Below are 12940 nucleotides of genomic sequence, written 5' to 3' on the forward strand. Positions count from 1 at the left end.
GGCGGCCGTCAATATCACGGGTGACGGCCCACATTCGGCCTTCCTTGGCCGCGGAGGCAGCGAAACCCGGCGCGAAATGCGTCAGCGTTTTTGAATCGGTCATTTGGATGCTCTCTGAGAGTCTGAAAACGGCTGGATAATCAACCCTGTCGAGAGGGTAAGGGCCTGCGCCATCATGTGGAAATTAAATATTCGACTGACTTCCAGTGGGGAATGCGATGGTTTCGGCGTTCCATGGATTGCGTCGAGCAGCGCTTTGACGACTTGGCTGGCCCGTACCGCGGCGAACCAGCAGGCAAACCAGCGATTTACGAAAACGGCGCGACGAGGCGTCGAGGAGGTCGTGGGGCAGCCGGCGAGCGAAATCGTTTGGCCTCGCATAATCGGTATCAAATTCACTGGATGCCGAAAGGCCTGCAAATTCAATGACATTTCGCTGAAGAAGACGCGGCGGAGTCAACTAGATGGATAATATTCTTTTCTTTTTCGATCTTTAGGATAGTAATATTGCCGTTATGGCCAAGAAAACCGCTCCGTTGCTACCCAGGACTGAACTGCGTCTCCAGCAGTTCGGAGAGCGATTGCGCCTGGGCCGCCTGCGTCGACGCTTGACGGGCAAGCAGGTCGCGGAACGAGCGGGGATGACGCCAGTCACATTGCGGAGTCTGGAGAAGGGGAGTTCGGGGGTCACCATAGGCGCGTATTTGGCTGTCATGCAGGTATTGGGGGCCGAAAATGATCTTGATCTGCTGCTGAAGGACGATCCCCTCGGCCGTAGCCTACAAGACGCAGCGCTGCCCAAGAGATCACGCGTTACCAGGCAAGTTGCATTGCCGGCGCCAACGCGTGATGCCTCTACTTCTGCGCATGCCGAGAAAACAGATTCGACCGTTGCGGGCAATTGGACCGCAGATGACACGTTCGTCAGTACCGACACCCTGACCGCTCTGATCGACATTCCCGCGCCTGGCAAGAAGAGGCCCGCGAGATGAGCAATGGTTTGATCGCCGTCTATGGTGATTGGGACGGCCTTGCCGAGCCGGTGAGACTCGGCAGGCTTTACACGCGTCCTTCTGGCGTTCACGAAATCTTCGAATACGAGTTTGACGACGAAGTGCTGAATCGGCGAGAGATCAGAGGCCTCAAGCTCGACCCGCGGCTCGGTTGGTACGCGGGCCGTCAGTATCCGCCGCAGGGGCAGCAGGCATTTGGTGCATTCAGCGACGCAAGCCCGGATCGGTGGGGACGCCTCTTGATGCGTCGGCGGCTGGAGCGGGCGCAGCGCGCTGGTCGGGCGGACCCCAAGGCGCGGCTCCGTGAATCGGATTACCTGATGGGCGTGCATGACGCATATCGCGTCGGTGCGTTGCGTTTTCGGCGCAACGACGAAGGGCCTTTCCTGGACGATCATCACGACACGGCAGCGCCACCCTTTGTGCAATTGCGTGCGCTGGAGGCTGCGAGCCTCGCCCTGGAAGGCGATAAAGACAATATGGCAAGCGAGGCCGACGAATGGCTGCGCATGCTAATTGCGCCGGGCGGTTCATTGGGGGGCGCGCGTCCCAAGGCTAGCGTGGTCGATCCGACAGGGCACCTTTGGATCGCCAAGTTTCCCAGTGTGCGTGACGACTACGACGTTGGAGCCTGGGAAATGGTCGTGTACACCCTTGCCAAAGCCTGCGGGCTTGACGTGCCCAATGCGCTGGTCCGGCGATTCGGCGGTGCCCACCACACTTTCCTGGTCAAGCGATTCGATCGTACGGCACAAGGGCGGCGCAGACACTTTGCTTCAGCGATGAACCTGACCGGCCATCAAGATGGTGACGATGCCTCGACGGGTGCCGGCTACCTGGAAATCGCGCGGGTGTTGATGACCGATGGCACAAGTACCGACGCAGATCTGCGGGAGCTATGGTCACGCATTGTCTTCAATCTGCTCGTTTCCAATACCGACGATCATCTGCGTAACCACGGTTTTTTGCTGGAACCGGAGAGGGGGTGGGCGCTTTCCCCGGCATTCGACATGAACCCGGTAGCGCACGCGAGTGGACTCAAGCTCAATATCACTGAAGCGGACAACGCGATGGATCTGGAATTGGCGAGATCGGTCGCTCATTATTTCCGAGTGTCCGTTGACGAGGCTGAAGAGATCATTTCGAATCAGATTCAGGTCGTCTCGCAGTGGCGGACGATCGCGGAATCCCTGACAATCTCTGCAAGAGAACAGCGGCAGATGGAAACTGCCTTTCGTCTCGCCGTGCGTGCATGAATACCAATTAGATCAACCTTGATCAATTCATTTGCCGGCATTTGCAATGCCTCTAACGCTTCCACAACTCGAGTGCCACATATGACGCTCCCGATGGAGACAACTGGCAGTGCTTCCATGCTGCCACTTGCGAAATGCCCGCGCTGACCGACTCGCTCTTCTTCGCAATCTACCCCGACGCCGCGGCCGCCGGCCGCATTGCTCGGCTTGCGCAACGCGTGCAAGCCGAGCACGGCCTCAAAAGCAAGCCCGTCGCGATGGAGCGCTTTCATGTGACGCTGCATCATCTAGGCGCCTTTGCGGGCGTGCCGGAGGATGTCGTTGCAATGGCCTGCGACGCGGCATCCCAAGTCGCGCTTGCGCCGTTCGATGTCACGTTCGACCGCACGTCGAGTTTCCCGGGGCGACGGAGCAAGCGGCCGTTCGTTCTGCGCGCGGGCTCGGAGAACAACGGCCTGCTCGAACTGCAAGCGACACTCGGACTTGCATTGCAAGCTGCTGGACTCGCGGTCAAAGCCAACTCGCGTTATACGCCACATGTGACTTTGCTCTACGACGAACACCGTCCTGCCGAACGATCCGTCGATCCGATCGGTTGGGCCGTGCGAGAATTTGTGCTCGTGCGCAGTCTGCTGGGCCGGTCGCAATATGTGCAGTTGGCGCGTTGGCTGCTACTGGCAAGAGGCGCCGGACAAAAAGAAAGCGCGAGAATCTAGCGCAATCCGGGCTACACGATTGCGTAGTCCATCGGTATTCGACCTATTAAAGATCGCCGGGTCTGCGTCAGGCAAGTATCTCGTGCATGGGGATCGCAGGAGTCAGTTTCCCGTGGCGTCTTAATCTTCGGCAAAGTCGTGAGACGGCTCTTGCGGCGCTGGCAAATCGCCGCCGCCTTTTCCCAAGCGCGAGGATGCAAATGGACACTCACAACATTCATGCTTTCAGACGATTGCGGACCGCGGTATTCTTCAGACCTCTTTCCGGATATCTGACACGCGCATGAGCCGTTACTGTGGAGAAGTTGACCCCAAGCCCATCCTGGATGCCGCCGCGCACTGGCGCGACGTCGCATTGCTCGGCGAGGGCTCTGTGCTGACTACGACAAAGCTCTGGACGAACGACGCGGTCGATGCACTCCACCGATATTTCGTTCAAAGACTCGATGTCGGCGAGGGTAATTTCCTCTCCAAGCTGGAAACGCAGTTGGAACCCGTGGACTCTTCCGCGAAGCAATTGGCGGCCGAGATGATGTGGTTGATGTACTTGTGTCCGAGCAGCCTCAGTCCCGGCCACAAACGGCGAACCATTGAAACCATGTGGGCCTGGTCGGGCGAACCCTTTCCCTCGGATTCTCCCTGGCTCCAGGATGAGGTGCTTGGCGGCGTCGGCAGCGCAGGCCCAGGGTTCAATCAAAATCAGTGGCGTGAACTCGTCTTTCTAATCGACTTTATCCGTGCCTTCCGTGCGCTGGATAGTTCCGACCAGCAGCGATTGGTGGCCGATGCCTGGTCATTCGACGAGTGGCTAACCTTCGTTCCGGGCTGGAAGGAGCGGCAGTTTCGTCACATGCTTCTGTTCATGCTTTTCCCAGATACATTCGAGCGAATTTTCGGCCAAACCGACCGAAAGGCGATCGCGCATCACTATTCGCAACGCACGCCGCGGGAACTGAACGGTCTTGATCCGCTGCAGTTGGACCGGGAGATCCAGACGATTCGCCAGCGGCTCGAAGAGGAAAAAGGCACGAGTGAGATCGACTTCTATGTTCCGCCCTTACGCGCCGAGTGGAAAACGGAGACGTTCGCGGCTGCAACCGAGGACGTCACCGAGGCACACGTACGTAGCGCCCTGGCGGAGATCGACAAAGAAGGCATCCCGGATGGTGCGCACTCGACGAGCTACGATCTAACGGCAGGCGGTAACCGCTATCCGCCGAAGCTTGTTTTGTCGCTCGCTGTAAAGTACGCGACCGGGGAACCACTCGACCGAGCGAACTTCAGCGGGGGCGAAGAGTCGTCGTCGTTCCGACTATTGCGCCGCTTGGGCTTCACGATCGAGCCGAAGCCCAGGGACAACAGCGAAATCGAAGAACTGCTTGGTCGGTTCGTGGCTCAGTCGCAAGCAGGAAAGGATTTGGGCGTGCAGGGATATGTTCGGGAATATCGAGGCCTAAAAGTCAACGTTAGTTTTGGAAAAGGTAACTTCGCGCGGATTACCTGGATTGCGTTCCTTGCTGAAGGGCAGTCCGTCTCGCGCGGCATAAATCCAGTATTGCTCTACTTTAGGAGAGAGCGCCAACTTTTGCTTTGCTATGGTGAGAGCGAGGAAAATCCGGCCAGGATTTCCTGGGGAAGCCTTGCTGGTTCCGAGACAGTTGCAGATTGGTTTCAGGCGAAGTATGGGCGCAAGCCCGATCGTTACGGCGATTCCTACGTCCGCGCTTCTTACAATGTCGACGAGCCCTTGCCGATCGCCGATATACATCGGGAACTCGACGAAATGATTGACTCGTACGAGACGGTGTTGTCATCAAACAATGTCGGCGTGCAGGAAGACGAACATGAGTCGCAGTCCAACGAGGTCTTGTTACCGTTCAGGGCAGACATCGGAGAAGCCGTTCGCGCGTTCGCTGAAGCGCTGAGCGACTCAGCGGTCCGATTTGGCGAACGACACGACATGCTGGTCGCATCGTTCATTGCCGGCCTTGTCACGAAACCTCTCGTGATCCTCACCGGATTGTCCGGATCGGGGAAGACGCAAATTGCCATGCGCTTTGGTGAATGGCTGGGTGCGGGCCGTCTGCACGTTGCGGCGGTTCGGCCGGACTGGACAGGGGCCGAAGCCCTTTTCGGTTACGAGGACGGTCTGAAGCCACACGTCGACGGGAAGGCGGCATGGTCCGTGCCGGGCCCACTGGAATTCATGTTGAAGGCGGCAGCGGATCCGCATCATCCTTATCTTCTTCTGCTCGACGAGATGAACCTGGCGCACGTCGAGCGTTACTTGTCGGACGTTCTATCGGGTATGGAATCGGGGCAGCGTTGTCTGCCGGATCTCGTTCGTGGCGCCGATGGTTGCTGGCGGACGCGGGGGCGAAGTGAAAAGGAGCGAGTGCCATTCCCGCGCAATGTCTGGATCGTCGGGACGGTCAACGTCGACGAGACGACGTATATGTTTTCACCCAAAGTCCTCGATCGCGCAAACACGTTCGAATTTCGCGTCGAGACGGGCGATTTGTCGGCTGACGCGCGAAAGCCCATGAATTGCGCGGCGGGCGATGACGAACTGGTGAGAGGACTTCTGAGCATCGCCCGCGATGACGACTGGCAACTCACGCGGCCGTCCAGTTTCGCGGACGACCTCATTCCGCGCTTGCGGCAGCTACATCAGTTGCTCTGCCGTTACAACCTCGAATTCGGACACCGGGTGTTTTATGAAGCGCTGCGATTCGCTTCGCTCGCGGAGCAGGCCGGATTGCAGGAATTGGAAACAGTCCTCGATCGGATCGTCATGCAAAAGGTCTTGCCACGATTGCACGGCTCGCGACGCCGGCTCGAATTGCCCTTGCTGGCATTGGCCTTGTATTGTCGCGATCTTCCGGAATCGCTGGTGTCCGACCAGAAGTTACCCACGCTCGAAGTAGAAGCGGTGTCCGAATCAGGCGCGCGGCTTCCCTCTGCACATGCCAAGGTCGTGCGCATGCTTCAGAATCTGCGCCTGAATCAGTTCGCCAGTTTTACCGAGTAAGTCGTGCGCCCGGTTTTCACCGCCATCGCCTCGTTGTACGACTCGACGAACGCAATCGGAGCGCGTCTCCGTGTCGCGGTGCTACCCCGCAGACAAGGTTCGCGTCAGGACACACTGTGGTGCTCGGACGACCAGTCAGAACCGAGTTGCGGCATCAGCGCCATCGAAGTTGTCGAGGGAAACGAATACCGTTACGAATGGATCGGCATCGACCCGTCTGTAAGTCGATTGCGTGCCGACCCCGAGGAGATTTTCCAGCCCGACACGATGGACGGACGGTCCGGGCGGCTGCGCCCGGGATTGGCGACCGGCACCGTTCAGATCGAGTTAGCGTCCGAATCGGGTGTGCTCGGTCGACTGGAAATCGAAGTTCGTTCGCGCAAGCTAAACTATGCGTCTGAATATCAATGGATGTTGCGCGACATCGCCGAGCGGATGACCGAGCTCGTCATGGATCGTTTCGCTGTGAGCGGAACGCGCTTTGAGCAAGACGAGACGCGCGACGCCGTCACGCTTTATCAGCGCTTTGCATTCTTGCGGGCGCTTATCGATAGCGAACGGTTTCAGAATGCGATCCGCGAGATACTTCGCCGACCGCATACGGCTTGGGACAGTAACGTCGAGTGGGTTCATCCCGGCGTTGGTTTGCGTGCCGGCTCACAAGTCGCGCGTCAGTTGATGCGGGCGGGCTCTCGATTGAAGTGGACCGACGGTCCGATCTCATCGGTCCCTTCACGCCTGGAACGAAGGCGATCCGAGGCGACGCACGACACGACACCCAACCGGTTCATCAAGTTCGCGCTCGAGCATTGGCGTCAGGTCATGGGTGACATGGATCGTCGCTTGGCCGAAACGAGCACGCCGGCCACGTTGCGCGGCCGCCGCGAAATTGCCGAGGTGGTGATTCGCCTGGACGACATGCTGCATCACGAATTATTTGCCGATCTAGGGCCGATGATGCGTTTTCCCGCCGACGATCAGGTATTGCAGAAACGTGAGGGGTATCGCGACGTCTTCAAAGCCTACGTGGAATTCGAACTGGCGTCGCGACTGTCATGGCAAGACGCTGAGGGGAGTCATCAGGCGGGAATTCGTGACGTCGCGACGCTCTATGAACACTGGGCGTTCATCGAGTTGGCGCAGATGGTGGCGGAGTTGATCGGTCATTCGTTTGACCTCGGTCCGCTCGTGAAGACACGCAAGGATGGACTCAGCGTGGTGCTTCAGTCGGGTGTCGAAACGGTGTTGAGGGGCGAGGTGGAGCGCCTGGGTCGGCACATGGTGGTGGAGCTGTGTTTCAATCGGACCTTCGGCGTGAGTAGCAAGCAAATCGCATCGTGGACAAGGCCTATGCGTCCCGATTATTCACTGTTGATCCACGCCGCAGAGAGCGAGCAGGCCGGTTTCGAGCCCGTGGTCATTCACTTTGATGCCAAATATCGAGTCGATTTCATCGAAGATCTCCTGGGCGCGGCCGACGATCCGGTCGATTCGATGCCAACGGATGCTCCCAACGATGATCTCCGTCGTGGCGGCGCGCTGCGCGCCGACCTCTTGAAGATGCATGCCTATCGCGATGCCATACGCAGGACCGCTGGAGCCTACGTCTTGTACCCGGGAGGCGACGATGAAGTCAAAGGCCTTCCCTTCACCGAGTTTCATGAACTCCTGCCGGGTCTGGGCGCGTTCGTGCTACGCCCGGGAAGCGACGGGACGACTAGCGGCGCCAGCGCAGTCAAACGATTTCTTGATGAGGTGCTCGATCACGTCGCTACGCGTCTAACCCGGCACGAGCGAGGGCGGTACTGGCAGGAGGAAATTTACGGTGATCGTTCACGAAACCCCGTTTTGCTCGAAGCGCCGATGCCGGAAACGAACGTCCTGATCGGTTTTGTGAAAGGTCCGGAACATTGGGCCTGGATCGAGCGGAACAAGTCATACAACGTCCGCGTGGAGGGGAGGGCCGGCGGAGTTCGGTCCGATGCCCGACTTCTACAGGCCCAACTTCTGTTGCTCTATTGTCCTTCGATGGTGCGTCTCGCCTTGGCTCGTATCGTTTCGGACCCGGAATGCGTGGCGTGTGCGGGCATGAAGGCCACAGGCTATCCTGAACCGCGCGGAGACTATTGGTGCGTTCAACTGACCTGGATCGACCGAGCAGATTGGCTCATCGGCTTTTCTTCGTCCGCGCTCGACGCGTTCGTCCGACGTTCGGGGCGCTTGCGTGGTGAGCCGACGGTGCTCTCATGGGCTGAGCTCCGGCGTCTTGCCGAATTCGAGGAATGACATGCATAGGTTGTGTGGCGACGTCCGGAGCTAGATTCGGTCTGACACCGTCGAGCGTGAATTTGACTGGTTCCTATCAAGATCGGGTAAGCCATAGAATTTGTCATTTTGCCGCCGCTGTTTTTGGCCCTGTCTAATAGCTTTCTCAAAAAAGCTAAACTACAACGCAGTGCGCCAATGCCGACTTCCCTCGCGAAGACAGTCGAAGCCCGTTTTGCCGATCCACTTCTGCCGAGCAAGCACACGCCGTCACGATTCGGCGCGTTCCAGGTCGCTTTCGCGGTGCTGTCCAGCGTGACTTCAAATATTGCGCCTCGTGATTGCGACTCACGAGCTTCCATTTCCTGCCACAAGACATGACCCAACCCCGTCTCCTACCAATCACCCCCGAGACCCACCGCGTCCAGATCGACCTCGCCTACGCGACCGATCGCAACTTCACCGGCAAGCCGATCTACAAAACCGCCCATTGCTTGCTGCTCGAACCTGCCGAAGCCGCCTTGCGCCGCGCGGTCGCTATCGCCGCGACCATCGGTACGACACTGAAGATCTTCGACGCCTACCGCCCGCCGCAAGCCCAGCAGGTGCTCTGGAACTTCCTGCCCGACCCGACCTACATCGCCGAACTCGGCCGCGGCTCGAACCACAGCCGCGGCACGGCGATCGACCTGACGCTCGTCGACGCGAGCGACGCCGAGCTCGACATGGGCACCGGCTTCGACGCGATGGTCGCGGCCTCGGAGCACTTCCACCCGGGCTTGCCGGAACACGTCCAGCGCAACCGCACGCTGCTGCTCGGCGTGATGCACGGCGCGGGTTTCACGCATATCGCGAGCGAGTGGTGGCATTACGAATTGCCGGGCTCGCACGACCTCCCCGTGATCGACAACAGCGAAAGCGGCCCGCTGCGCCTGATGTAACCATCGCCCATTCGCCCATTCGCCCCGGAACAACAACTCACCACACACGGAACGCGACTATGAAACTGGTTTTGCGCAACGCACTGGCGGCACTCGGAGTAGCTTCAGCGCTGGCATTCACGACGATCACCACGTCCCAGGCGGCAACCCCGAAGGACATGTTCGTGATGGCAACCTTGCTCGACGAGTTCACCACGCTCGACCCAGGCGAAATCTACGAACTGGTGCCCGAGGAATACGTCGCGAACACCTACGACCGGCTCGTGCGCGTCGATCTGAAGGACCCGTCGAAGTTCAATGGCGACGTCGCGCAATCGTGGACGGTGAGCCCCGATGGCCTCACGTTCACCTTCAAGATCCGCCCGGGCCTCAAGTTCCACTCCGGCAACGCGCTGACGGCCGACGACGTCGCGTGGTCGATCCAGCGCACCGCGCTCCTCGACAAGGGCGCGGCGGCCGTGCTCGCCGGCATCGGCCTGACGAAAGACAACGCGTTGCAAAACGTGAAGAAGATCGACGACACGACCGTCTCGATCACCACCGATCAAAAGTACGCGCCGACCTTCGTGCTGAACGTGCTCGGCGCATGGCCGGCTTCGGTGATCGATCGCAAGCTCGCGGAGTCGCACCAGAAGGGCAACGATTTCGGCAACGAGTGGCTGAAGACGAACGAGGCCGGCTCGGGTGCCTACAAGCTCGTGAAGTGGACCGCCAACGATTCCATCGTGCTGCAGCGTTTCGACGGCTACCGCCTGCCGCTCGCGATGAAGCGCATCGTGCTGCGCCACGTGACCGAGGCGGCGAGCCAGCGCCTGATGATCGAGAACGCCGATATCGACGTGGCGCGCGACCTGAGCCCCGACGATCTCGACACGCTGTCGAAGGCGGGCAAGATCAAGGTGACCTCGGTCCCGCAGGCGACGCTGATGTATCTCGGACTCAACAACAAGAACCCGAATCTCGCGAAGCCGGAAGTGCAGGAGGCGATGAAGTGGCTGATCGACTACGAGGGCATCCAGAAGAATGTGATCCGCACGACCTACAAGGTGCATCAGACGTTTTTGCCGGAAGGCTTCCTCGGCGCGCTGAATTCGAATCCGTATCACCAGGATGTCGCGAAGGCGAAGGCGCTGCTCGCGAAGGCCGGTCTCGCCGACGGCTTCGCGGTGAAGATGGACGTGCGCAACGACTATCCGTACAGTGAAATCGCCCAGGCGGTGCAGGCGAATCTCTCGCTCGGCAACATCAAGGTGCAGTTGATGCCGAGCGACAACAAGCAGACGCTCGGCCGCTACCGCGCGCGTCAGCATGACATCTATATCGGTGAATGGTCTGCCGATTACATCGATCCGCACAGCAACGCGCAGGGCTTCGCCTGGAACCCGGACAACTCCGACAAGTCGAGATTCAAGATGCTCGCATGGCGCAACTCGTGGGACATTCCCGAGCTGACGAAGGAGACGCAGGCGGCGCTCGCGGAATCGTCGACGCAAAAGCGCGCGCAGATGTACCAGGCGATGCAGAAGGAGATGCTCGCGAAGTCGCCGTTCGTCATCATGTTCCAGAAGGTGTCGCAGGTGGCGGCGCGGCCGGGCGTGACGGGGCTCGAAGTCGGGCCGATCAACGATCTCGTTTCGTATCGCGACCTGAAGAAGCAATAAGTGACGACCGGGCTTTCGAGTCTCGACCGCATGCGCGCGCTCGCCGCGCGCCGTTCCGGCGTGCGCATGACGCTGCGCTTCGCGCGCTGGGTCGCGATGCTCGCCGTCACGTTCACGGGGCTGCTCGCGATCACGTTCTTCATCGGCCGCAAGATTCCGATCGATCCCGTGCTCGCAATTCTCGGCGATCGCGCGTCGGCGACGGCGTATGCGGCCGCGCGCCTCGAACTCGGCCTCGACAAGCCGCTCATCGAGCAGTTCATCATCTACGCCCGCGACGTGTTGCACGGCCATCTCGGCGTGTCGCTGCTGACGGCGAACCCTGTCATCGACGACATCAAGCGCGTCTTCCCGGCGACGCTCGAACTCGCGACGCTGTCGACCATCGTCGGCGTGATGGTCGGCGTGCCGCTCGGCGTGATCGCGGCCGTGCGCCACAATCGATGGATCGATCACGTGGCCCGCTTCATCGGCCTGATCGGGAGTTCGGTGCCGGTGTTCTGGCTCGCGCTGATGGGGCTCCTGCTGTTCTACGCGCGGCTGCATTGGGTGTCGGGCCCGGGCCGCATCGATCCGCTCTACGATGGCATGGTCGACACGAAAACCGGCAGTCTCCTGATCGATTCGCTGCTCGCGGGCGAGTGGGACGTGTTCGTCAACGCGTTCTCGCATATCGTGCTGCCGGCGGGCATCCTCGCGTTCTATTCGATCGCGTACCTGAGCCGGATGACGCGCTCGTTCATGCTCGACCAGTTGAGCCAGGAATACGTGACGACCGCGCGCGCGAAGGGCCTGACCGAGCGCCGCGTGATCTGGCGCCATGCGTTCGGCAATATCGCGGTGCCGCTCCTGACGGTGATCGCGCTGGCGTACAGTTACCTGCTCGAAGGGTCGGTGCTGACGGAGATCGTGTTCGCGTGGCCGGGCATCGGGTCGTATCTGACGGGCGCGCTGCTCAACGCCGACATGAACGCGGTGCTCGGCAGCACGCTCGTGATCGGTGCCACCTTCATCACGCTGAACCTGTTGACCGATGCGCTGTATCGCGTGTTCGATCCGCGTGCGCGCTGATATCGTCGGTTCATATCGCTCGCCCATGCCCATGCTTCCGCCCTCCGACGATTCGACCCAGGACTGGTCTATGGCCCCCAAGCGCGGGCAATGGAAAACGTGGCTTCTCACCGACACGCCCGCATCGCGCAGACAGGCGGCGCTCGGCCGCGCGTACCGTCGCTGGCGGCGCTTCGCGAGCAATCCGCTGAGCATGTTCGGTCTCGCGATCCTGCTCATCCTGATCGTCGTGGCGGCGCTCGGGCCGATGCTCGTCACGCAGGACCCGCTGCAGCAAGTGCTCTCCGATCGCCTGATGCGCCCGGGCAGCGCCGCGCACTGGTTCGGCACGGACCAGTTGGGCCGCGACATCCTCTCGCGGCTCGTGCATGGCGCACGGCTCACGCTATCGATCGCGATCCTCGTCGTGGTGCTGGTGGTGCCGATCGGCTTGCTGATCGGCACGACCTCGGGTTTCTGCGGCGGTTTCGTCGATACGGTGCTGATGCGGCTTACCGACGTCGCGCTCGCGTTCCCGAAGATCGTGCTCGCGCTCGCTTTCGCGGCGGCGCTCGGGCCGGGTGTGTTCAACGCGGTCATCGCGATCTCGATCACCGCGTGGCCGCCGTACGCCCGGCTCGCGCGTGCGGAAACACTGCGGCTCGTGCAGGCCGACTTCATCCACGTGGCGCGCTTGCAGGGGGCGTCGCCGTTGCGCATCCTGTTGCGCTACATCGTGCCGCTCTGTTCATCGTCGGTGCTCGTGCGCGCGACGCTCGACATGGCCGGCATCATTCTCGCGGTCGCGGGCCTCGGGTTTCTCGGGCTTGGCGCGCAGCCGCCGAGTCCGGAATGGGGCTACATGGTCGCGTCGGGGCGCAACGTGCTGCTCGACGCGTGGTGGGTCGCGACGATCCCCGGTCTCGCGATCCTGTTCGTGAGCCTGGCGTTCAACCTGCTCGGCGACGGTCTGCGCGACGTCTTCGATCCGCGCCACGGAGGCTGAC

Annotated in this window: 9 protein-coding genes; all 9 read left to right on the forward strand. The window is 60.6% G+C overall.

Annotation, left to right across the window (positions count from 1 at the left end):
• Window positions 1–515 precede the first annotated feature (515 nt).
• The 9 genes from AWB68_RS00905 (at window position 516) to AWB68_RS00945 (ending at window position 12939) form a co-directional block, all read left to right on the forward strand.
• Window positions 516–992 carry a helix-turn-helix domain-containing protein gene (locus AWB68_RS00905; RefSeq protein WP_087642464.1) on the forward strand — a complete coding sequence of 159 codons (477 nt, stop codon included), beginning with the start codon at window positions 516–518 and terminating at the stop codon, window positions 990–992.
• On the forward strand, window positions 989–2269 hold the full coding sequence (locus tag AWB68_RS00910) for a type II toxin-antitoxin system HipA family toxin (RefSeq protein WP_087642465.1): 1281 nt from the start codon (window positions 989–991) through the stop codon (window positions 2267–2269). The genes AWB68_RS00905 and AWB68_RS00910 overlap by 4 nt, the downstream gene beginning before the upstream one ends.
• 134 nt (window positions 2270–2403) lie before the next feature.
• Entirely contained in the window at window positions 2404–2985 is a 582-nt protein-coding gene (gene thpR / locus AWB68_RS00915) for an RNA 2',3'-cyclic phosphodiesterase (RefSeq protein ID WP_087642466.1), read from the forward strand.
• 283 nt (window positions 2986–3268) lie between these two features.
• Window positions 3269–6016, forward strand: coding sequence for an McrB family protein (locus AWB68_RS00920; RefSeq protein WP_087642467.1), 2748 nt, complete (start codon window positions 3269–3271; stop codon window positions 6014–6016).
• Window positions 6017–6019: 3 nt separating this feature from the next.
• Window positions 6020–8302, forward strand: coding sequence for a DUF2357 domain-containing protein (locus AWB68_RS00925; RefSeq protein ID WP_235028139.1), 2283 nt, complete (start codon window positions 6020–6022; stop codon window positions 8300–8302).
• Window positions 8303–8658: 356 nt separating this feature from the next.
• Entirely contained in the window at window positions 8659–9222 is a 564-nt protein-coding gene (gene ddpX, locus AWB68_RS00930) for a D-alanyl-D-alanine dipeptidase (RefSeq protein ID WP_087642468.1), read from the forward strand.
• A gap of 59 nt (window positions 9223–9281) precedes the next feature.
• Window positions 9282–10883 (forward strand): ABC transporter substrate-binding protein, encoded by a 1602-nt coding sequence (locus tag AWB68_RS00935; RefSeq protein WP_087642469.1) that lies wholly within the window; start codon window positions 9282–9284, stop codon window positions 10881–10883.
• A gap of 30 nt (window positions 10884–10913) precedes the next feature.
• Window positions 10914–11954: an ABC transporter permease gene (locus AWB68_RS00940; RefSeq protein WP_374729542.1), complete on the forward strand. Its 1041-nt coding sequence runs from the start codon at window positions 10914–10916 to the stop codon at window positions 11952–11954.
• Window positions 11955–12024: 70 nt separating this feature from the next.
• Complete coding sequence (locus AWB68_RS00945; RefSeq protein WP_087642471.1) at window positions 12025–12939, forward strand: ABC transporter permease; 915 nt, start codon at window positions 12025–12027, stop codon at window positions 12937–12939.
• Window position 12940 lies beyond the last annotated feature (1 nt).

Origin of the sequence: Caballeronia choica, from assembly GCF_001544535.1 — a bacterium.
Taxonomy (GTDB): Bacteria; Pseudomonadota; Gammaproteobacteria; order Burkholderiales; family Burkholderiaceae; genus Caballeronia; species Caballeronia choica.